The sequence below is a fragment of the Buchnera aphidicola (Eriosoma lanigerum) genome (genome assembly GCF_964059125.1).
GTDB lineage: Bacteria > Pseudomonadota > Gammaproteobacteria > Enterobacterales > Enterobacteriaceae > Buchnera_D > Buchnera_D aphidicola_C.
The window spans coordinates 60,321-83,857 of record NZ_OZ060395.1 but is presented as its reverse complement, the minus strand read 5'-3'; the positions used below and the strand labels follow the sequence as shown (position 1 = coordinate 83,857).

General features: G+C 21.3%; 23 protein-coding genes and 3 tRNA genes. 10 read left to right on the top strand and 16 right to left on the bottom strand.

Features of this window, described 5'->3' with window-relative positions; translation table 11 throughout:
* Nucleotides 1-19: 19 nt before the first annotated feature.
* On the bottom strand, nucleotides 20-808 hold the full coding sequence (locus tag AB4W75_RS00380) for a hypothetical protein (RefSeq protein WP_367679491.1): 789 nt from the start codon (nucleotides 806-808) through the stop codon (nucleotides 20-22).
* A gap of 263 nt (nucleotides 809-1,071) precedes the next feature.
* Between AB4W75_RS00380 and rpmB the strand changes: the two genes are divergently transcribed.
* Nucleotides 1,072-1,314 carry a 50S ribosomal protein L28 gene (gene rpmB / locus AB4W75_RS00375; protein WP_367679490.1) on the top strand — a complete coding sequence of 81 codons (243 nt, stop codon included), beginning with the start codon at nucleotides 1,072-1,074 and terminating at the stop codon, nucleotides 1,312-1,314.
* Between the two features lie 9 nt (nucleotides 1,315-1,323).
* The gene (gene rpmG / locus AB4W75_RS00370; protein WP_367679489.1) at nucleotides 1,324-1,491 is read left to right on the top strand and encodes a 50S ribosomal protein L33; all 168 of its coding nucleotides are present in this window, start codon (nucleotides 1,324-1,326) and stop codon (nucleotides 1,489-1,491) included.
* Between the two features lie 166 nt (nucleotides 1,492-1,657).
* On the opposite strand, the gene fliR is transcribed toward rpmG, so the two are convergent.
* The 11 genes from fliR to fliF all read right to left on the bottom strand — a co-directional run bounded on the left by fliR (nucleotide 1,658) and on the right by fliF (nucleotide 11,846).
* Nucleotides 1,658-2,428 carry a flagellar biosynthetic protein FliR gene (gene fliR / locus AB4W75_RS00365; RefSeq protein ID WP_367679488.1) on the bottom strand — a complete coding sequence of 257 codons (771 nt, stop codon included), beginning with the start codon at nucleotides 2,426-2,428 and terminating at the stop codon, nucleotides 1,658-1,660.
* Nucleotides 2,428-2,697 (bottom strand): flagellar biosynthesis protein FliQ, encoded by a 270-nt coding sequence (gene fliQ, locus AB4W75_RS00360; RefSeq protein WP_367679487.1) that lies wholly within the window; start codon nucleotides 2,695-2,697, stop codon nucleotides 2,428-2,430. The genes fliR and fliQ overlap by 1 nt, the downstream gene beginning before the upstream one ends.
* A gap of 72 nt (nucleotides 2,698-2,769) precedes the next feature.
* A complete protein-coding gene (gene fliP / locus AB4W75_RS00355) occupies nucleotides 2,770-3,504 on the bottom strand; it encodes a flagellar type III secretion system pore protein FliP (RefSeq protein ID WP_367679486.1) in 735 nt (244 codons plus the stop codon).
* Nucleotides 3,505-3,865: 361 nt separating this feature from the next.
* Nucleotides 3,866-4,261 (bottom strand): flagellar motor switch protein FliN, encoded by a 396-nt coding sequence (gene fliN / locus AB4W75_RS00350; RefSeq protein WP_367679485.1) that lies wholly within the window; start codon nucleotides 4,259-4,261, stop codon nucleotides 3,866-3,868.
* 3 nt (nucleotides 4,262-4,264) lie between these two features.
* A complete protein-coding gene (locus AB4W75_RS00345; RefSeq protein WP_367679484.1) occupies nucleotides 4,265-5,227 on the bottom strand; it encodes a FliM/FliN family flagellar motor switch protein in 963 nt (320 codons plus the stop codon).
* Between the two features lie 150 nt (nucleotides 5,228-5,377).
* Nucleotides 5,378-6,571 (bottom strand): hypothetical protein, encoded by a 1,194-nt coding sequence (locus AB4W75_RS00340; protein WP_367679483.1) that lies wholly within the window; start codon nucleotides 6,569-6,571, stop codon nucleotides 5,378-5,380.
* A complete protein-coding gene (locus AB4W75_RS00335; RefSeq protein WP_367679482.1) occupies nucleotides 6,561-7,019 on the bottom strand; it encodes a flagellar FliJ family protein in 459 nt (152 codons plus the stop codon). The genes AB4W75_RS00340 and AB4W75_RS00335 overlap by 11 nt, the downstream gene beginning before the upstream one ends.
* 30 nt (nucleotides 7,020-7,049) lie before the next feature.
* Nucleotides 7,050-8,453, bottom strand: coding sequence for a FliI/YscN family ATPase (locus AB4W75_RS00330; RefSeq protein WP_367679481.1), 1,404 nt, complete (start codon nucleotides 8,451-8,453; stop codon nucleotides 7,050-7,052).
* Complete coding sequence (locus AB4W75_RS00325) at nucleotides 8,450-9,157, bottom strand: FliH/SctL family protein (protein ID WP_367679480.1); 708 nt, start codon at nucleotides 9,155-9,157, stop codon at nucleotides 8,450-8,452. The genes AB4W75_RS00330 and AB4W75_RS00325 overlap by 4 nt, the downstream gene beginning before the upstream one ends.
* A gap of 4 nt (nucleotides 9,158-9,161) precedes the next feature.
* A complete protein-coding gene (locus AB4W75_RS00320) occupies nucleotides 9,162-10,151 on the bottom strand; it encodes a FliG C-terminal domain-containing protein (protein WP_367679479.1) in 990 nt (329 codons plus the stop codon).
* Between the two features lie 3 nt (nucleotides 10,152-10,154).
* Nucleotides 10,155-11,846, bottom strand: a complete 1,692-nt coding sequence (fliF, locus tag AB4W75_RS00315; protein ID WP_367679478.1) for a flagellar basal-body MS-ring/collar protein FliF — start codon at nucleotides 11,844-11,846, stop codon at nucleotides 10,155-10,157.
* Nucleotides 11,847-12,065: 219 nt separating this feature from the next.
* Between fliF and fliE the strand changes: the two genes are divergently transcribed.
* Complete coding sequence (gene fliE, locus AB4W75_RS00310; protein ID WP_367679477.1) at nucleotides 12,066-12,377, top strand: flagellar hook-basal body complex protein FliE; 312 nt, start codon at nucleotides 12,066-12,068, stop codon at nucleotides 12,375-12,377.
* Between the two features lie 210 nt (nucleotides 12,378-12,587).
* Here the strand turns inward: fliE and AB4W75_RS00305 are convergent.
* Both AB4W75_RS00305 and gltX read right to left on the bottom strand, forming a co-directional pair.
* A tRNA-Ala gene (locus AB4W75_RS00305) sits at nucleotides 12,588-12,661 on the bottom strand.
* 81 nt (nucleotides 12,662-12,742) lie between these two features.
* On the bottom strand, nucleotides 12,743-14,155 hold the full coding sequence (gene gltX, locus AB4W75_RS00300) for a glutamate--tRNA ligase (RefSeq protein WP_367679476.1): 1,413 nt from the start codon (nucleotides 14,153-14,155) through the stop codon (nucleotides 12,743-12,745).
* A gap of 164 nt (nucleotides 14,156-14,319) precedes the next feature.
* Between gltX and AB4W75_RS00295 the strand changes: the two genes are divergently transcribed.
* Both AB4W75_RS00295 and AB4W75_RS00290 read left to right on the top strand, forming a co-directional pair.
* A tRNA-Val gene (locus AB4W75_RS00295) sits at nucleotides 14,320-14,395 on the top strand.
* A gap of 12 nt (nucleotides 14,396-14,407) precedes the next feature.
* Nucleotides 14,408-14,480 (top strand) — tRNA-Lys (locus tag AB4W75_RS00290).
* 33 nt (nucleotides 14,481-14,513) lie between these two features.
* Here AB4W75_RS00290 and ligA read toward each other — a convergent pair.
* On the bottom strand, nucleotides 14,514-16,271 hold the full coding sequence (gene ligA, locus AB4W75_RS00285; protein ID WP_367679475.1) for an NAD-dependent DNA ligase LigA: 1,758 nt from the start codon (nucleotides 16,269-16,271) through the stop codon (nucleotides 14,514-14,516).
* A 775-nt stretch (nucleotides 16,272-17,046) separates the two neighbouring features.
* On the opposite strand from ligA, the gene cysK reads away from it, so the two are divergent.
* The 4 genes from cysK to crr all read left to right on the top strand — a co-directional run bounded on the left by cysK (nucleotide 17,047) and on the right by crr (nucleotide 20,870).
* Entirely contained in the window at nucleotides 17,047-18,030 is a 984-nt protein-coding gene (cysK, locus tag AB4W75_RS00280; RefSeq protein WP_367679474.1) for a cysteine synthase A, read from the top strand.
* A gap of 179 nt (nucleotides 18,031-18,209) precedes the next feature.
* Entirely contained in the window at nucleotides 18,210-18,467 is a 258-nt protein-coding gene (locus tag AB4W75_RS00275; RefSeq protein ID WP_367679473.1) for an HPr family phosphocarrier protein, read from the top strand.
* A gap of 131 nt (nucleotides 18,468-18,598) precedes the next feature.
* Nucleotides 18,599-20,323 carry a phosphoenolpyruvate-protein phosphotransferase PtsI gene (ptsI, locus tag AB4W75_RS00270; protein WP_367679472.1) on the top strand — a complete coding sequence of 575 codons (1,725 nt, stop codon included), beginning with the start codon at nucleotides 18,599-18,601 and terminating at the stop codon, nucleotides 20,321-20,323.
* 40 nt (nucleotides 20,324-20,363) lie between these two features.
* The gene (gene crr / locus AB4W75_RS00265) at nucleotides 20,364-20,870 is read left to right on the top strand and encodes a PTS glucose transporter subunit IIA (RefSeq protein WP_367679471.1); all 507 of its coding nucleotides are present in this window, start codon (nucleotides 20,364-20,366) and stop codon (nucleotides 20,868-20,870) included.
* An 84-nt stretch (nucleotides 20,871-20,954) separates the two neighbouring features.
* Here the strand turns inward: crr and AB4W75_RS00260 are convergent, their stop codons facing one another.
* Nucleotides 20,955-22,196 carry a tRNA CCA-pyrophosphorylase gene (locus AB4W75_RS00260; RefSeq protein WP_367679470.1) on the bottom strand — a complete coding sequence of 414 codons (1,242 nt, stop codon included), beginning with the start codon at nucleotides 22,194-22,196 and terminating at the stop codon, nucleotides 20,955-20,957.
* A gap of 575 nt (nucleotides 22,197-22,771) precedes the next feature.
* Here AB4W75_RS00260 and ribB point away from each other — a divergent pair.
* The gene (gene ribB, locus AB4W75_RS00255) at nucleotides 22,772-23,425 is read left to right on the top strand and encodes a 3,4-dihydroxy-2-butanone-4-phosphate synthase (protein ID WP_367679469.1); all 654 of its coding nucleotides are present in this window, start codon (nucleotides 22,772-22,774) and stop codon (nucleotides 23,423-23,425) included.
* The last annotated feature ends 112 nt before the right edge of the window (nucleotides 23,426-23,537 follow it).

Sequence of the window (23,537 nt, the reverse complement as noted above, 5' to 3'; positions counted from 1 at the left end):
AATTAAATATATTACATTATCATAAATGATACTTCAATGATTGAAAGTTAAGTTTTAAAAAATAAAAACTAAATTGAAGATATCGAAAAAATAATTTATGATTAATTAATTTCAATTCTAACAATATATTATTAATATTTATTCTATTAAAATGAAACAAATACAAATGATCAATTTTAATATTTTTTATCTCTATATAATAGTAATCATAAAAAATGTTCTTTATCACATACAAATTAAATAAATTTTTTACTTTACAAAAAAACAATAAAATATTATTAATACTTTTTTTTGTATTATTAAAATTAAAGTAATTTAAATATTTAATTTTGAAATAATCAAATAATAATAATCTATTATTTAAATGAAAAGAAGTAGTAAAACTGAAAATAGAAATATATATATAATCAAATTGTAATAATAAATTTTTAACTATAAATTGGCTAATTATCTTAGATTTAATTAATAATGTAAAAATTTTTTGAATACATAATGTTTGATGAGTAAATAATTTTAATTGATTTGTATTAATTTTAATAATTGTATTATTTAATTGAAATTGATTAACATAAAAAAAATCATTTACTAAATAATTGAATTTTATAATACAGTGAATTTCATTTGACTGAATTAATAAACCAGAAACACAATAAGAAAAATTTTTTAACTTAAAATTGTTAAAAACTCCTACAATTTTTTCTACTTTTAACCCAGAAATAAAATAACTACTGATCAAATAAATTACATTTAATCCAAATGTACTATTAAATAGTACATACAAACTACTAAACAATATTGAACACAACAAAAACAATACAATAAAAAATTTTTTATAAAATAACATTACTATAAACCCTTTTAAATATAATATCATCATTTAAATCTAATGTTATTATTTAAAATAATATAATTATATTAATATTTATATTGAATGCATATTTACAAAAAAAGAAAAATAAATATAATTAACTACATAATTTATATTATATACAATCAATTATTATATATATGTTACTATATATATAAATATATATAAATATTTTTAACAAAATCACTAAAAAGGATTTATAAATGTCTAAAATATGTAATATTACTTTGAAAAAAACTATAGTAGGAAATAATAGATCACATGCTATGAATGCCACTAAAAGAAAGTTTTTTTTAAATTTACACAAACATAAATTTTGGATTCCTGAAGATAAAAAATTTATAAAATTATATCTATCAACAAAAGGAATGAGAATTATAGATAAAAATGGAATTACAGCAACACTACAAAAAGTTAATAAATTAAAGAAAAATAAAAAAATATAAGAAGGATTTATGGCTAAAAAAATCAGAGAAAAAATAAAATTAATTTCTTCTTCAGGTAGTGGTCATTATTACACTACAACTAAAAATAAAAGAAATCAATCTAAAAAAATTGAATTAAAGAAATATGATCCAATTATTAAAAAACATACTTTATACATAGAACATAAAATTAAATAAATTAAGAAATCATTATATATAATATTAAATATAAACATTAAATACATCATATTAATAAAAAATAAAAAAAATATTTTTTAATAGATATGATTAACAATATTTAACTTAATTTAAATATTGTTAATCATATCTATTGAAAAAATATTAATATATAAATCTTTTTTACTTAAATCATGACATTCAACAAAAATTTTTGAATATTTAAAAATAAATTTTGAAAAAAAGGAGCTAAAAATGGAATTAAAAAATACAACAAAAAAATTCCTAAAAGTAAAATAATAGGAAAACCTATAGAAAAAATAGAAATTTGAGGAGATATACGATTTAAAAACGCCATAATACAATTTAAAATTAATATTAAAATAATAATAGGAAAAGATAGTTTTAAACTAATTACAAATAAAAAACTAGAAAAATGAATTAATAGCAAAAATACTTTAACATTTAAAAAAAAATAATCTATAGGTATACGATAAAAACTATCAAACAAAATTGATAAAATCCAAAGATGACCATTAAAAGATAAAAATAAAAATAAAAATAATATATTTAATAAACGGGTAATTGAAGATGAATTATTCCTAGTATTAATATCAAAATAATTAGAGAAAGATAATCCTATTTGTGTTGAAATAATTTCTCCTGCCATATTTGCTGCAGAAAAAATAATCTGTACAGAAAATCCTAAAAATATTCCAATTATCATTTGCTGAATGAAGATTAATAAAAAATTAGACGAAAAAAAATCTATATGAATATCTGGTAAAAATGGAGTAATTAAAAAACTAAAAAATATAGATATGATAATTTTAATTTTAGAAAAAACTACACGTTCATTAAAAATAGGAGCAGTCAAAAATAAAGATAAAATCCGAACAAAAGGAAGAAAAATATTATTTAATAAATGAAAAAATTCTATACTATTAATTGTTAACATTAGTGTGCAATTGATGGTAAATGATTAAATAAATTCTGAACATAATCTAAAAAAATACCTAACATCCATGGTCCAAAAATCATCATAGCTCCAAAAACTGATAATATTTTAGGGATAAAAGATAAAGTTTGTTCATTAATTTGTGTAGAAGCCTGTAATACACTGACAATTAAACCTGTAAATAATGCTGATGATAATAAAGGAAAAATTAACATTAATAAAATTTTCATAGCTTCATGAAACATTGTCATTATAGATTCAGGAGTCATAAAACCTCATTATTATTACAAACATGCATAATTGAATTAATTATTATAACACATAAAAAAAATATTAATGTACTAAAGATAAAAACTTTGCGCTAACGAATTGACTAACAACTTCCATCCATCAACTAAAACAAATAAAATCAACTTAAAAGGCAAAGAAATACTAGACGGTGGAACCATCATCATACCTAAAGCCATTAATACACTTGATATAACTAAATCAATAATTAAAAAAGGAATAAATATAGTAAAACCTATTTGAAATGCTGTTTTTAATTCACTAGTAATGAAAGACGGTACGACAACTCTCATAGGAATATCATTTAAATTAGAAAAAGAAGAAATATGAGCTAATTTAGAAAACAATTCCAAATCAGGTTTTCTAATTTGTTTTAACATAAATTTTTTAAATGGTTGAGCTCCCTTCTGAAAAGCTATATCTATAGAAATTTTATCCTGCGTAAAAGGTAAATATGCTTCTTTATATACTTTATCAAAAACAGGATGCATAATAAAAAAAGTCAAAAATAATGCTAATCCCAATAAAATTTGATTAGGTGGAGCATAAGGAGTCCCAATAGCATTTCTTAATAATCCAAACACAATAATAATTCTAGTAAAACTAGTCATCATTAATAATACAGCCGGAAGAAAAGTTAAAGATGTTATAAATATTAATGTTTGAATGGGAAGAGACCAACTTTGTCCTCCATTATTTAAAGGATGTGTAGTTAAACTAAGTACTTCTGCATGAATATTTGAAGAACATAAAAATAAAAATAAAATTGATAGTATCTTATTCACCATCGTAATATCCAATATATTTACTTTATAATATTATATATATAATTAGTTTAAAATAATTTTACTATATAATTTGATTAATCTAATCCAACATATTAAAAAAAAATATATTAGTATTCTTTAAATTATTGAATATATATATAACATACATAATCCATTGATAAACTGTAATAATATATTAATAACCATATTATATAAAATAGAAAAATAAAAACTAATCAATTAATTTAATAATAATTCAAGAAAATTAATACTTTTATATATTTTTTAAGTTCCATAATACAATTATATTTAATATTACATATTTTACAAAATATATAATTAAAATATACGTAAAAAATCATATTTAATTAAAATAAATTTTTTATTGATTAAAATAACACATATTTTTAGAATTTTCTATAATATGAGTAATTCGAATTCCATACTTATTTTCAATAACTACTATTTCCCCCTGAGCAATTAAATAATTATTAATAAAAATATTCAAAGGTTTATCTAAATCATTGTCTAAAACTAATACTGATCCTATAGATAACTGTAAAAAATCTTTTATTGGTATTTTTATCGTTCCTAACTCTACTGAAATTTGAATTGGAACATCAGAAATTAAATCAATATTATTATTAGATAATATTTTAGTATCATTATTATTAATCAAATCTAATTCTGCATTATCTAGTGATTGTTTTGTTGTATCAATACTATCATTCTGCTCGTTATGTTGTAAATCATATTGATTTTTTTTTTTATTAATCATATGTTATTCCTTCAAATTAATATTGTTTATATTACATATAGAGAAAGCATGTTTACCGTCACATGAGCCATATTTTCCTGATAATAAAGGAACACCGTTAACATATGCTACAATACTGTTAGGTTTTTTTATAGTTAATATATCACCAACTTTTAATTTTATAATATTGGATAAAGGAATTTGAAAATCTGTTAATTTAACTTGTACATTTAATTCTAAATTCTTTAATACATTAAAATGATTACAATTAATTTTATTATTTTTTTTAAATAATAGTGTATTTTTTTTCCATAAATTCTTATTCCATTCTTCCATAAGATTACTTGCAATACAAATACTAAACATAATACTAGTGCTATTCATATTAGTATTAAATTCTGAATAAAATAAATTAGTTTTTTTGGAACAACCAATAATGTTATCATTAATACATATATCTTCATGAATAATGCGAGGTATATCTACAGAAAACATAGTTTTCCAAGCACTGCAATATGATTCACTAATTATAGTGTACAATCTTTTTATTATACTTTGTTCATAACATGTAAAATGATTTTTTGCAATAAAATAAGAAGATAATATTCCTGTTCCTCCAAATAATAAATCTATTATAGAATAAATCAATTCTGAAGAAATACCAACAAAAACCACTTTTTCATCAGACATCAATTTCATAATATTTATTTTAATTGGAATATTATTATTATTTAATAATTCTGAATAAGATATATTATAGATAGCACTACAATTATAATTAATAATATCTAATCCAACAAACTTAGATAAATTCATTTGAAAATTTTTTATAAATAACTGATTTATATCTTCCAGAATACTTGTATACTTTTCTAAATGAAAAATAGAATCATGCAATTTATTACCAATCTTATTTTTACATTGCTTAGTTTGAAGATCTAAAAAAAATTGTTTTAAATCAACATTAGAAATTAATTCTTTATCCATTATACACACCTTGATAATTAAAATTAAAAAAAATATAATTATAAATATAATTATAACTAAATTTATTAATTAAATATCAAAATATAATACAATTATTAATTGTATAGATTAAAAATTTACTATTATCAACTATTTACTTTATAACATATTCTAAACATATACATGATGTACATCATTAAAATGTAACATAACTAAGTTATAATTTTCAGAAGGAAATAGTTGAACTGTTTTTCTATTATATTTTAATTTATGATTATAATCATAATTTATATTAATGTTATTATATTTCTTTTGTTGTAAAAAAAAACTATGATCATGAATAACAATTTCATTAAATTTTATTCTATTTTTTTTAATTTTTTTTCTTAAATCAGATAGAAAAGAAATAAAATCTAATCGCATAGTACTATCTAACGACATAAAATTTAAATTTAAATTATTATTTAATATATTTAGTGCAATATAAATAAAACCTTTATCTTTTGAGTAAATATGTAATTGAACAGCACTTATTTTTTTTAATTTGAATATTAATATTTGTTCAAAAATTTTATTTTTAAGTTCTGCTGTCAAAAATAATTTGTTAAGTAACTGTTCTACAATGAAATGAATATTAGAAAATGATATATTATTCATATCACATACACTAAATTTATTAATAATTTTATTACTAACATTATTAATAAATAAAACATTATTTACAAATATAATATTATTAAAATAATTAAATATTATATCATTAAAATTGAATTCTTTGTCTAACTGAACAGTTAACACGAAATAATTGTTAATATAATTTTTATAAGAACTGTTATTCACAATTAGATGATTATCAAAGATCTTAACTTTATATAATTCATTATTTGTATGAACATTATTATTTATACAATTGTTATAATTCGATACCTGTTGATTAAAAAAAAATTTTATATTATTAATTAAATTATTTTTTTGATAATTAACATTATTATGATTATATTGAGAATTATACTTATTACTACATAAACTTTTTAAAAAATAATTTTTTTTCATAAGATGATCATACAAAGAAGTACTTCGATTAATACAATTTAAAAAATTATAGTTTCGAATCGAACTGTCATAATCCACATATTTAATCCAATTATTCAAAATAAAATCATAACTTATATCATACAAATATTTTTTTTTATTTCTATTTTTATATAAAATTGATTTATTAATATACAAATTATCTTTTTTTTCTTTTTTATATATACTATTAAATGAATTTAATTTTAATTTAAAATTATTAGAACGATTATCAGAATATTTATTCTTTTCTACATAATTAGTAAACAATTTACTATTGATTTCAAATAACATGACAATCTTTCACCTGTCTTAATAAATGTAAAGACACTAAAATATCATCATTTTTTTGAAATAAAGTTTCATTTTTTAATATTTTATGTTTATAAATTAATAATTTTAAATTTTTATATATTTGTATTTTACAATAATTTTTTCTATAAATATTATGTATTTTTTTAATTTCATCACTATACTGCAATAATATTTTTTTTTGCAAAATAATATTTCGATCTATCATATTTAAAAATTTTATATAACATTTCCAAGTAGATATATTAATTCCTTTTAATATACTTACATGTAAATGTTTATAATATTCTTCTTGATATTTAATAAGTTGTAAATATTGCTGTAAAACATGATTTTTTTTTAAAAATTTATTATTTAACTTTATTTGCTGTAAATTTAACTTAATTTTTAATTGCATTTCTAAAAAATCTAATTTTTTTATTGTAACCATTATTACACCAATAAATAATAAAACAATAATTTAATTATTAACATTAATCATATTACATAAATTTTCTAATTCTAGATATGAAGTATGATAATCAATTCTTTCAGATACATCTTGTTTTAAAAAATTATCTAATTGAGGTTTGTATTTAATAGCTTGGTCAAGTAATATATTATTACCTGCAATATATGCTCCCATATTAATCAAATCTTCATTTTTTTGATATACAGAAATCAATTGTTTTATAAACATTGAAAAATTACAGTGTTTCATACTAATTAAACTATTCATAACACGACTAATAGACGCTGAAACATCAATAGCAGGATATTTACCAGATTCTGCTAATACTTTAGATAAAATTATATGACCATCTAATATCGATTTAGCAATATCTGAAACAGGATCATTTTCTTCATCTTTTTCTGTTAATATTGTATATATTGCACTAATTGATCCTGAACAAACATTTGTATTACCAGTTCTTTCTATTAACATAGGTAACTTAGAAAAAACTGAAGATGGATAACCTTTAACAACAGGTAATTCTCCCAACGACAATGAAACTTCTCGCAGAGACATTGCATAACGAGTTAAAGAATCAATAATTAATAATACATTCTTATTTTGCTCTCTAAAATATTCTGCAATTCTAGTAGCATATAATGTACCTTGAATTCTAGATAAAGAAGAAACATCTGCAGGGGCAGCAATAATTACTGAACGAGATAACCCATCTTTTCCAAGAATGTTATTTATAAAATCTTTAACTTCTCTTCCTCTTTCTCCAATTAAACCAATAACTATAATATCTACAGAACTATATTTAGTAATCATACCCAATAATACACTTTTTCCTAATCCTGAACTAGAAAATAATCCTATTCTTTGTCCTAATCCAATAGTTAATAGCGAATTAATAGAACGAATACCTAAATCTAAAATTTTTGTAATAGATTTACGAGACAATGGATTAATAATAGGTGTATACAATGTATCATAACATTCAGGATGAAATGATTCTAAATTATCTAAAGGTACTCCTTGACTATCTAAAACTCTACCTAATAAATTAAAACCTAAAGGAACTTTATTTTTAACAATATCTTTATCCTGATTTAAACTATAATTGTAAAACACACGATCTCCACAACATAAACCTTCTACAATACCATCTAATGGAGTGATAAACATTACATTATTTTTAAAACCAATAACTTCACATTTCTTATGAATTTTTTTTTTAAATAATTTTTTTTCAATAATACAAATTGAACCAATTGATAAAAATAACCCTTGCACTTCACATATTAAACCATTTAATCCAATTAAACGACCAGAACAAATTAATTTAGGAATTCTATTCTTTAAACTATTTTCTAATAGATTAATTTTTTTTAACCAATTTTTTATTTGTAAATTACTCACTACTATCATTCCTCATTAAACAATGATCTAGTTATTGCATGGAAACGAGCTAATATACTACCATCAAATTCACTTCCTTCATCTGAAGAAAATTTACAACTATTAATATCGACAGTCTGATCGCAAATTATTTTCCATCCATAAGAACTAAATATTGTTTGAAATTTTTCTTCTACTAATAACTGATTATCCGGATGAATATGTAATTTTAATGATTTTAAAAAAATAATATCTTGATTTAAAAATTTTTTGATCATATTTAATAGTACTTCTTTTTCTAATACTGGAGAACTATTAATAACTTTTTCAGTTACCTTTAATACTACTTCCATTAAATGATTAGCTATAGATTGATCTAACATATCTATAGCATATTTAAAACTATCTAAAAAATCTTTGATTGTTACATAAAATTTTTCTTTTTCTCGTTTGAAAATCTCCATTTCTTGTTCTATTTCAATGCAACTAACACTATTTACAGCATTATTCGTATTAACATTCTTATTTGTATTTATATCTATTAACGATTGATTAGCATCAACGTTAATAACATCATCTAAATGTAGTTGAGAACTAAATTGATCATCTGTATCTTTATCATTCTTTTGTAACGATATATCTAAATCTGAATTTATTGTATTCTGTTTATTAGATTTATTTAATTCATTTGGATACCATTTCTTCCATTTTTTTTTAATTATCGTATTAAACATATTATTATCCTATCATACTAAATGACATCTTTTTACTATCTAAGTAACTTTTAATTAAATTAACCATTTCTGTTCTTTCTTGTTGAATAATGGAATTTGAAATATTTTTTTTGGTAGAATAATTTTTATAAAATAAATCAACATCAACTTTAGTCATAAGATTTAAAAATTTTTCTTGTAACGTTTTATCACTATATTGTAATAAAAAAAATAACTTTTCTTTATTTATATTTTTTATTAAAAATTTTATATTAATATTATCTAAATCAATAATATGTTCAAAAGAAAATATCTGAACAATAATTTTATGAAAAATGTTTTTATCGCATATATATATTTCAGTTAATATTTTTTTTTGATCCGATTTTTTTATTGATTTTAATATCTCTGAACTAACTTGCAAACCATGAATATTCTGAAATGAATAATGCTTAAAATTTAATAATTGATTAATAAATTTAGAAAATTCGATTAATACTCTACGACTTATTTTATTACATTTTGTTATTCTTAACATTACTTCTATTTGCATTTTTGAATCTAATAATTCAAATAATTGAACCGAACGGTGATGAGGAATAGAAATTAATAAAATCACAATAATTTGTATATGCTCATTTTTAATTAATAACATTAATTCATTTAAATTCAAATTATTTAATATATTTAAATTGTCTTTCTTATTTTGTACTGCCAGTGCATCATCAAACAATTGTATAGCATCTGTATGTCCTAATGCTTTACGTAACATAGATAATAAATTATCCTGATACATATTTACATTTGAAATATCTTGTTGATAATTAATCTTTTTAAATTCACTCAATGCTACACTTATATATTTTGGTTCTTTTTTTGTAATTTGTAATATGGTACTAATTAAAATTTGAATTTCAGAAGCAGATAAATATTGTAATACCTGAGATGCTTCTTCAGTTCCCATCGATAATAATAATAAAGCACTTTTTTCCTTTCCAGTTAATTTTGTTGTCATAATTTATTCACCGTTTATCCATTTTTGAATCGTTAAAGCAGTGATTTTTGGATCATTATTTTTTTTTGTAATAGAATTATTTATATTTTGATTAAAATTAGATTGTTTTAAATTATTATTTTTTTCTTCAAATGATTCATCTATATTAGCTTTTACATTAGATTTAATAGTTTCTTTTTGTAAAGATGTATTTTGTTGAGATAATAAATTTATCTTATTTCTTTTATATTTTCTTATTTTATACTGGTAACATATTATTATAAATAATAAAATTACAATTATACTAAACAACAATTTTAATATATCTTGATTAGATTGCACTCTTTTAATGGTAATAATTTTATGAATTGGAGCAGAAGGAGTACGTTGAACAAAAGCTGCATTCACTACTTCAATTGAATCTTTTCTATTTTTAGAATATCCTATTATCTTTTGTACTAAATGTTTTATTTGATTTAATGATTTATTATTTAAAGGTATTAATTCCCCTTTTTGGTTCTTAACATAATTTATAATAACTGCAGCTGATAAATGTTGTATATCTCCAGTATGTACTTGAATATGAGATAAAACATGATCTAATTCATAATTAATAGTATTTTCTTGCTGATTATTAGAATCAGTAGGTATTTGTTGTATCAAAGAAGATTTTTGTTCAGGAATCATTTTTTTTACTGATGTATTTTTTTTTGTATTAATTAAATTATCACTATCTTGTATTTGATCATGATCAAAATTAGAAATAATTTGATGAGATTGTTTTTTGTTATCTGTTTCTAATTGAATATGACTCATAGTTTGTTTAGATCGAATAGATTGATCTTTATCAAAAAAATTTGGAAGATATTTATCTTCACTTCTAGTTTCAACATTAAAATTCATCTTTGCTGTAACTGCTGCATGAACATTTCCCTCTCCTACTAATGGAGTTAAAATTTTTTCTATTCTTGAACTATAATATGTTTCTATTAATTTAGTATAATTTAATTGTGAACTATTTAGACTATTATAACTATTATTAGTATGAGTAAGTAAATTACCTAATTCATCAATAATAGAAACATGATTTTCTGATAAACCAGAGATGCTACTAGAAACTAAATGAACAATCGCTTCAATTTGTCTCTCATTAAGAATTTTTCCAGGATATAAATTAACAATAATAGAAGCAGATGGTTGTTTTTTTTCATCAAGAAATAATGATTCTTTAGGTAATGCTAAATGCACTCTTGCATCTCGAATAACATTAATTTTTAAAATACTACGTGATAACTCTCCCTCTAAAGCTCTTTGATAATTTACTTGTTCTAAAAATTGACTACTACCCAATTTATCTCTATCCAATAACTCAAATCCCACTCCACTACCTTTAGGTAAACCCTGCTCTGCTAATTTAAATCGAGTTTCATAAATTTTATTTTCCGGAACTAATAATAATCCAGAATCTTTAGTAAATCGATATGGAACATTCATTTGCTTTAATTGTGTTATAATTGCACCACCATCTAAATTAGATAAATTATTATATAACACACGATAAGAATCAGATTGCTTCCATAAAAAACTAGAAATTAATATACAAAGAAAAACAAAAAAACATATGAAAATAAACTTATACTGATTTAAAAACTGACTAATAACACCATGAACACTTGATTTGTTTTCATGAGATTGATTTATTTTAGTAAAATTCATGAATTCTCCCTACTTAAATAATAATTTTTAATTACAACAAAATAAATAATATCATTTTTAAGCATTTTTTAATCATATACTATCAATTTCTATTTATTTTACAAAATTTTATTAAAATAAAATATATATATATTTTTTACTAATAAAAATTTTTTATGTACAAGTATCTTACTATATGATCTAATAATTAATATTAACTATCAACAATCAGAGGAAACTATGTTAATTGAAGGTTTAAAAACAGGAACTGAATTAACTCAAACAAATTTAAATAATTCAATAAATAAAAATAATACTAGTCTTACATCAGTTGATATTCCTTATAAATTTAAATCAGAATTCGAAAAAATGGTAGAATTACAAGATAAATCTCAAAATAATGCTGAAGATGTTGTACTAGGAGAAAGAGAAGGATCATTACATAAACTTATGCTTGATATAGATAAATCTTCATTAACAATTCAATTAGCTGTTAAAATGAGAAATAAATTAGTAGCTGCTTATCAAGATATTATGAATATGCAAGCATAAAATACAAGTATAATATGCAGTCATAATTCATTGTTTATATATGTAATTCACTGATCTTTTTTAAAGATCGGTGAATTATATATTCAAACATACGTAATATAAAAATTTAATATATCAATTCTATCAATAACATTTTTTACTATAAATAATATATATTCATATACAATTAACAAATCAAAAACCACAATTCTATTTTATATTATATATATTTGGAGTTGAGCGGATTCGAACCACTAATCTTTTGCATGCCATGCAAACGCTTTTCCATAATAAGCTACAACCCCATATTCACATTGTTTTTTACAATTTTTTAAAAAAATATTAACTGATATATATACTATACGTAATATTTATAATATTCATATTCATATTGAATAATCTGAAATTTTAGATAAAAAAGTACGAATACGAAGTAATGACTTATTTTTCCCAAGATAATATAAAACAAAATTTATACCAGGAGTACTAATTTTCCCAGTAATTGCAAAACGAATAAGCACACCGACCTGATGAAATGGTACTTGTAATTCAGTTACACATGATTTAATTACTTCTAATAAATTTTTTATATTCCAATTTATTGTTGATTCAAATTTTTTTTGTATCACTTTCAGAATAAAAATAGAATTATTAAATAAATACGGTTTAATTTGAGAAAAATCATAATCAATATCTTCTATATAAAAATATTTTGATTCATCTACAATTTCCTTTAAAGTATTACATCTCGGACCCATAATATTTATTAAATCAATAATATTCAGACCTAATTTTACATTTAAATGTTCTTTATTAAAATAATCAGACAGTAAATTACTAATATAATTTTTAGATAATTTATTAATATAATAATTATTTAACCACAATAATTTTTTAATATTAAAAATACTAGATGATTTATTAATTTTATCTAATGAAAATAATTGTTTAAGCTCATCTATACTAAATATTTCTTGATTACCATGAGACCAACCTAATCTTACTAAATAATTTATAATAGCTTCTGGAAGATAACCTAAAGATTTAAATTCTAAAATATCATTAACTTTAATATCTCTTTTAGATAACTTTTCTCGATTAGTATTTAAAATCATTGAAACATGAGCATATGTTGGTACTTTTTTACCTAACGCTTTTAAAATATTAATTTGCCTAGGAGTATTACTAATATGATCTTCTCCTCTAATAACATGTGTAATGTTCATATCACTATCATCAATAACTACAGCAAAATTATAAGTAGGAATACCATTACTACGTTGAATAATTAAATCATCTAATTCTTCATTATTATATGTAATATTACCTCTAATTTGATCATTAAAACTAATTTTTCCTGTTATAGGATTACAAAATCTAACAACATATGGGATATCTGGAATATATTTTTTTTTTAAGTTACGACAATAACCGTCATATCTTGGTTTTAACCCTTGATTTAATTGTATTTTTCTTAAATATGTTAATCGATCTATAGAGCAATAACATTTATATGCTATATCATTATTTAACATAAAATCAATAATTTGTTGATAACGATTCAATCTTTTACTTTGAAAATAAGGACCCTCGTCCCAATTTAAACCTAACCATTGTAATCCATGAATAATGGATTGTGTGGAATTCATAGTAGATCGTTTCAGATCAGTGTCTTCTATACGTAAAATAAACGTTCCATTAAAACGTTTTGCAAATAGCCAGGAATATAAAGCAGTACGTATACTTCCAATATGTAAATTACCTGTTGGACTAGGTGAGAATCGAGTTCTAATTGTCATATTTTATCTTAATTAATAAATTATTAAAATACATAATATAAAAATTATATATAAATAACCATTTGATTTTTAATTAAATAATGATATAATAAAATTTATACGATTTATATATCAATATTTATCTAAAATAAATCAAATAAATTTTTATTATTATACATATATAAAGGTGATTAGCTCAGTTGGCAGAGCGCCTCCTTTACACGGAGGATGTCGGCGGTTCAAATCCGTCATCACCTACCAATAAAATATTTAGGGTTGTTAGCTCAGTTGGTAGAGCAGTTGACTTTTAATCAATTGGTCGCAGGTTCAAATCCTGCACAACCCAAACTATATTATAAAATAAATTGAATTATTCTTATTAAATATCATTGATTATATAAATATTACTCAGTCTATTAATCATTATTCTGTTATCTAAATTTTGAACAAAGTTAAACACATTATTAGCCACTTCTTTTCCTATATGATCAATAACTAATAATTCTGATATTCTTACATTAACAAAATTGTCTATATTTTTCAATTCTTTAGCTAATATTTTAGCAGTGTTAATACCAATATCACAAATACCTAATGCATATATAAAACGAGATAAAGTTGTATTTTTAGATGAAAAAATATTATCTAAAATTTTTTTAGTTAATTTTTCACCTACTTTATGTAAACTAGAAAAATGAAAGTTATGTAAATTAAATATATCAATTGGACTGAAAATATAATTATTATCTACTAATTGATTGATTAAACTAGATCCTAAACCATTGATATACAAAGCTTTCTTAGAAAAAAAATGAATTATTTTTTTTTTTCTTTGTTCTATACAATTCCAATCCTCCATACAACGAGCTATACCATTATTTTGTTGTATGAATGAATTACATATAGGACAATGCGTAGGAAATATTATTAATTTTAGTTTATTTTTTTCTCTATTTAACAAATCTATTGAAACTAATTTTGGTATAACATCACCGGATCTAGTGATCGTTACAATATCTCCTATACAAATTCCAACTTTTTCCATTTCATACTTGTTATATAATGAAACTCTTTTTACTATTACACCACCTAATTTAATAGGAGATAATTGTAATATAGGAGTAATTACTCCTGTTCTTCCTACTTGAAAATGTATATCTAATACCTTTGTTTGACTCAATTTAGAAACGAATTTACATGCAATAGCCCATCTAGGAGCTCTAGAAATATTACCTAATTTTTTTTGTAATATTAATGAATCTAATTTCACTACTATACCATCAATATCAAAATTTAAAGATGATCGAGTTGATTCCATCATACGGAAAAAAGATATTACTTCATCATGATTTTTACATAAACAAATTGAATGATGAACAGGTAACCCCCAACTTTTAAATATTTCTAACACATTAAAATGACTGCTAAATTTCCATGATGATTTACTAAAAAAACCAACTCCATGACAAAAAAATATTAATTTTCTTTGCTTAGTAATTTCCGCATTTTTTTGTCTCAAAGATCCAGCTGCAGCATTTCTAGGATTAGAAAATAATTTAGTTCCTGTAATTTTAGCATATTGATTTAATTGAACAAAGTCTTGATGAAGCATGATTACTTCACCTCGCACTTCTAAAACATCCGGAATGTCTATCCCATTTAAAACAATTGGTATAGATTTAATATTTTTAATATTATCCGTTACATTTTCTCCAATAAAACCATCTCCTCTAGTAATTGCTTCTAATAACATACCATCTTTATATATTAAATTAACAGCCACACCATCTAATTTTAATTCACAACAAAAAATAATATCATCTTCTAATAACAATTTAGATTTAATATATGTTTCAAAATCTAAAAATTGATTAATATTACTAATATTATTTAATGATAACATAGGTGATAAATGTTTTTTAGTACCTAAATGTGTATTCAAATTTGAACCAATAATATTTGTAGGAGAATCATGATCTTTTAATCTTTTATATTTCTTTTCTAATAGATATAACTTTTGTATTAAAATGTCATATTCATTATCAGAAATTATTGGATCATTTAAAGTATAATATAAATAATTATGATACAAAATGATTTTTCTTAATTCTTTAATTTTAAATTGATTGTTATACATTCAATATTTTTATTATAAATTGAAAATTAATGATAATTATATAATACTAAATTAAAAAAAAATAATAAATATATCTGAATATACAAAATATATAATTAAATTTATTATAATATAGTATATTTACAAATAAATAATGTTTTTAAAATATTTTTATTATATTATTAATTTGTCATTCTATATCACAAATCCATAAAAAAAAATTATATTTATATATACAATAAAAATTATCTTACAAAATTATTAATTATTGTAAAAAAATACATAAAAAAGCCCTGATTCGTTGATTTTGATTTATATATATTCAAATATATTTAATTAAATCAATATATATTTCATATATAACAAAATATAAAAAAAAAATTATATAAATTTAATTATAGATTAAACAGTTAATAAATATAATTTATTGATTTTTATATAATATATATACATATATATATTAATTACATAAATTTATAACTTTTTATTTTATATAACAAAAATAATTTATTACTTATTTATAATACAGATAATTTTTGTATTTTATTATGCGATTTACTCCTACATAAATTAAATATCATTAATTTGTAAGAAAAATAATGTAATTAATAATTTTATCTCATATATATGATATTCTAATTGTAAATTTTTTATATATACAACACATATGGAAATCACTTTATAAAAAAATCTAATTATATAATTACTGTAAATTACTACTAGTATGAATATTAATAATTTTTAAATTAATCAAATTAGCATAAAAAATACTATGTTATAATCACTGGAAAAAAAAATGAACCAAATATATAAAGATAATTCCTATACAATTGGAAATACTCCATTAGTACAACTTAATAAAATTGGAAATGGAAATATTTTAGCAAAAATAGAATCTCAAAATCCTAGTTTTAGTGTAAAATGTAGAATTGGTTCAAATATGATTTGGAATGCTGAAAAAAAAGGATTACTAAAAAAAAATATGGAATTAATTGAACCAACTAGTGGTAATACAGGAATTGCATTAGCATTTGTAGCTGCTGCTAGAAATTATAAAATTACATTAATCATGCCAGAAAATATGTCTATAGAAAGACAAAAATTACTAATTGCTCTTGGTGCTAAATTAGAATTAACAGACAGTGCTCAAGGCATGAAAGGAGCAATAGAACTAGCAGAAAAAATTGCTCTAAAAAATAATAAAAAATATCTTTTATTACAGCAATTTAATAATCCAGCAAATCCAGAAATACATGAAAAAACTACAGGTCCAGAAATATGGAGAGATACAAATGGTAATATTGATATCTTTATTTCTGCTATTGGAACAGGAGGAACATTTACAGGTGTAACAAGATATTTAAAAAACACTAAAAAACATAAAAAACTAATCAGTATAGCAGTAGAACCCAGTGAATCTCCAGTAATTACACAAACATTATCTGGTCAAAAAATTAATCCTGGTCCACATAAAATTCAAGGAATTGGCGCAGGATTCATACCTAACAATTTAGATGTTTCATTAATAGATCAAGTGATTTGTATTTCTAGTGAAGAAGCTATTGTTACTGCACAAAAAATAATGAAAGAAGAAGGAATTTTGGTTGGAATATCTTCTGGAGCTGCTGTAGCTGCTGCATTAAAAATACAACAACAAAACATACATCTTGTAAACAAAAAAATAGTAGTCATTCTTCCATCTTCTGGAGAAAGATATTTAAGTACTAGTTTATTTTCAAATTTATTTAATAATATCAACCATAAAAATAACAGTATATAAAAATTATAATTAAAAATATATAATATTTTTTAAGACACATATCTAATTAAATATTTAATTAGTATTACATAAAAGAATACATACAAAAAAATATTTTAATTATATTATTTTTTTTTAATATTTATTATTTGAATAATTCATAATTTATAAGATAATTACTATGCAATAAGGAACAAACAATGTTTCAAAAAACAATAAAAATTTTATTGCCTCATGGACTGCATACTCGTCCAGCAGCAAAATTAGTAAAAGCAGCAAAAAATTTTAATTCAGAAATTAGTATACAAGCTAATGGGAAAATAGTTAATGCTAAAAGCTTATTTAAATTACAAACTTTAGGATTAACAAAAGGAACTGAAATTATTTTATCTGCAGAAGGAGAAGATGAACAATTAGCTGTGAACAATTTAGAAAAGTTATTATTAATATTAGAATAACAGTTTAAATAAGTATTAAAAAAAAAATAATTAATTAATTTAATTAAATTATTTATATATATACAACTATTATATTAAATTAATATTTTTTATCATTTTAAATTCATCGTTGTTACATTATAGGTAATGTTATGATTTCAGGGATTTTAGCATCACCAGGTATTGCATTTGGTAAAGTTTTTTTACTAATAGAAAAAAAAATTATCATTAATCAAAATCATATTTCTCAAGATTTAATTAATCTTGAAATTCAAAAATTTTTTGAAGCAAAACAAACTACCATAAAAAAGTTTGAAAAAATACAAAAAAATACAAAAAAAAAATTAGGAAAAGAAAAATCAGATATATTTGAAGGATATATAATATTATTAGAAGATGAAGAATTTGAAAAAGAAGTTATTAATTTAATTAAAACACAGAAAAAAACTGCAGATGCTGCCATTAAAAATATAATTGAACAACAAGCTGAAACAATAGAAAAATTAGACAACGAATATTTAAGTAATCGAGCCATCGATATTCGTGATGTCGGCAATCATTTACTACACAATTTGTTACAAATACATAACATTGATTTAGAAAAAATTTCTGAACCAGTTATTTTAGTTGCAACTGATTTAACTCCTTCTGAAACAGCACAAATAAATTTAACTAATATACTTGGATTTATTACCGATTTAGGAGGAAAAACATCACATACTTCTATTATGGCTCGTTCATTAGAATTGCCAGCTATAGTAGGAACAGGTAATGCTACTCACATGGTAAAAAATGGTGATTACGTTATTTTAGATGCAATTAATAATAAAATAATTATCAATCCATCGAACAAAGAGAAATCACAGTTCAATCAAATAAAAAATGTATATTTACAAAATAAAAACAAATTAAAAAAAATAAAATTGTTACCTGCAATCAGCTTAGATGGACATAGAATAGAAATTAGTGCCAATATTGGAGACATTCGTGATATTACTAAAGTTAAAAAATATGGCTCAGAATCTATTGGACTTTACAGAACAGAATTTTTATTTATGGAACGTAACTCATTACCTGATGAAGAAGAACAATTTATAGCATATAAAAATATCGCAGAAGCAATGAAAAATAAATCAGTTATAATTAGAACTATGGATATTGGAGGAGATAAAAATTTACCATATATGAATTTTCCTAAAGAAGAAAACCCATTTTTAGGATGGAGAGCAATTCGAATATTAATGGATAAACGAGAAATATTACATACACAACTAAAAGCTATTCTTCGAGCTTCATCTTTTGGAAAATTAAAAATTTTATTTCCAATGATTATTTCAATAGAAGAAATTCGTATTTTAAAAAAAGAATTAAACATAATTAAAAAACAATTATTTATAAAAAATATACCATTCGATAATAATATAGAAATCGGAATTATGATTGAAACACCAGCTTCTGCAATAATATCTAATTTCTTAGCAAAAGAAGTAGATTTTTTTAGTATTGGAACTAATGATTTAACACAATATACATTAGCTGTTGATCGAGGAAATAAATTAATTTCAAAATTATATAATCCTATGAGTCCATCTGTTTTAAAATTAATTAAAATGGTCATTGATTCTTCTCATGCAGTTGGAAAATGGACTGGTATGTGTGGTGAATTAGCAGGTGATCCTAATGCAACTGTAATTTTATTAGGAATGGGACTAGATGAATTTAGTATGAGTCCCTCTTCTATACCTATCGTAAAAAAAATAATCAGAAGTATTACATATAAAACAGCTGTAAAATTAGCAAATAAAGTATTATCTTTATCTACCTCAGAAGAAATTATTAATTTAACTCATCAATTTACTGCAAATAATATTCACTAAATATGTATCATTTATTAAAAATATAGTTAGGAGAAAAAATATGGGATTATTTGCTAATTTATTCGGTAATAAAAAACCTACAAAAACAAAAATGCTAGAAATTATTGCACCAATATCAGGACAAATTATTGATATTGAAACTGTTCCAGACACTGTTTTTTCTGAAAAAATTGCTGGAGATGGAATAGCTATTAAACCATCAGGTGATCAAATTTTAGCACCAATTAATGGAATTATTGGAAAGATTTTTTCAAGTAAACATGCTTTTTCTATTGAATCTGAAAATCAAGATTTACAAATGTTTGTACATTTTGGGATAGATACTGTTAAATTAAAAGGAGAGGGATTTACTCAAATAGCTGAAGAAGGACAAAAAGTAAAACAAGGAGATTTAATTTTAAAATATAATCTTCCTTTCTTAGAAAAAAATGCTAAATCTACCATCACACCTATCATTATATCTAATATGGAAGATATTACAGAAATAAAAAAAATGAAAGGAACTGTTATTGCTGGAACAACTATTATAATGTATATAAAAAAATAATAGAATTTTAAGCAGTTAAACGAACTATATAATCATTTAACTGCTTAAAGTTATAAAATAAGATTTAGTATTTTTATTAAAATATTATCTATAATATACTATATTTTTTCTATACATATCTAATCTCATAGATCTTAAACGTACTAGTTCTTTACTTATTTCTATACCTTTAAAACCTAAATGTAAAATAAATTTAGCAGTAACAGTAGATGTAATTGAATATGCAATACTTAAAAATTTTCCTGGTAAAACACTTTTATTATATTGAAATTGAAATAATTTATAATATAAGTTACTTAATAACTCTATTTTTTTAATTCTTTTAGGTTTACGCCAAGCATCTATTTTACCTAAAAAAATCACAATATCATAAGATTTAGCATAAAAAATATTATTTATAAAATTATGATATTTAATAATTAATATTGATAAATCACGAATATAAATAGGTATATTAAATCGTACAAAAAAGTTTTGTAAAAATAAATAGCAATAATAATCTTGTTTTTCTTGATCAATATTTACATTAGTTATAAAATTAGATTTTATTTTTAATAATTGAAATAAACAAGCTAAACGAACATCTATTTCTTTTGTTTTTTTAGATACATAAGCTAAATATTTTAATAAATGTATATTTTTATTCCACATATTATAAAAATAATAAAATGTACTATCTATATTAAATAATCTATTTATTTCAGGAAATAAAAGAATTAATGCATTACATGCATGCAAAATTTGAAAATATACATGAGGATGATTACTAACAAAAGCTTTTTCTGTTTCTTTCCAAATTCTTTCTGATTTTAAATACAATAATTCTTTACTTTTTACTATAGATTTCATGATTAATAATGTTTCTGTTGCAATTGAAAAACCTAAATATGAAAAAGTAGCAGCAAATCTGGCCACTCTAAGAACTCTTAAAGGATCATCAACAAAAGACGGTGATACATGTCTTAAAATTCGATTTTTTAAATCTACTTGACCACAATAAGGATCAATTAATTTTCCTGAATTAGTTTGAGCAATTGCATTAATAGTTAAATCTCTACGCATTAAATCATCTTCTAAAGTAACTTCTGGAGAAAAATTTGTTTTGAAACCATAATATCCATGTCCTAATTTATACTCTGTTCTAGCTAAAGCATACTCTTCATGACTAACAGGATGTAAAAATACAGGAAATCCTTTTCCTACTTGCTGAAAATTATTTTTTAATAACATTTCTATAGTAGCACCAACAACAACCCAATCTTTATCTTTTATTGGTAAATTTAACAAACTATCACGAACAGCTCCTCCAACTAAATATATTTTCACAAATAGAATTTCCTATCAATATACATAATTAGTAAAAATAATTATTAAACTAAATGTTTAATGATTTTTATATTTTATTATATTTCATTTTTTCTAATACTCTTGCAATAATATATTGATCAAAATAAAATTGTTACAAATTATAGTCTAATTCATCTATTATTTATTTTAAAATAATATATATTAATGTAATACTTAATAAAAACATTTAAAACAACTAAAAAAAAATTATAATTTATATTATTAATTAAAACATTTAATAAAAAAAAATAAAATGTTTATTAAAAAAATAAATATAAAATTCTATATTTAAATCAAAATATATTATAATTAATAATGTAAATTAAATAAAATAAATATATAAATATATATAAATAAATTATAAAAAATCATATTTATAATCATGTAATATTTTTTCTTTGATTTATGTAAAAAATTGTTATAATTAAAAATAAGTATATATAATATAAGTATTATGAATAAATCTTAGATATATCTAAAACATCATATATTTTATTGTTTTAAGTAGTGATAAATATTAACTACAAACTATAAATAATATAATTAGGAATGCAATGAGAACACATCTATTATCTACTTTTGGTAGTACATCCGAAATACGTGTAAAAAACGCAATAAAAGAACTCAAAAAAGGAAAAGGAGTAATTTTACTAGATGAAGAAACAAGAGAAAATGAAGGAGACTTGATTTTCCCTGCAGAAACTATGACAATAGAACAAATGGCTTTAACAATTAGATATGGTAGTGGAATTGTTTGTTTATGTATTACAGAATCAAGAAGAAAACAATTAGCATTACCAATGATGGTAAAAAATAATACTAGTAGATATAATACTCCTTTTACTATTACCATTGAAGCTTCAAAAGGAGTGTCAACTGGAGTATCTGCAGCAGATCGAATTACCACGATACGAACAGCAATAGCCGATCAAGCTAAACCTAGCGATTTAAATAAACCAGGTCATGTTTTTCCATTATGTGCACATTCTAAAGGAATTTTAGCTAGATCAGGTCATACTGAAGCTACTATAGAATTAATTCTATTGGCTGGTTTTAAACCAACAGGAGTACTATGTGAACTAATTAATAAAGATGGATCTATGTCTAAGATCAATGAAATAATTACATTTTCAAAAATAAATAATATGACAGTGTTAACAATTCAGGATTTAATTCAATATCTTATCAATAATCGTTATATACAATAATTAATTATTTAAATTAAACAAAGTAAACATATTTTTTTATTTTAATATAGTTATTATTATAATATAATTTTTATAAAATATTTTACTGAATATGAATAATAAAATTTAAAAT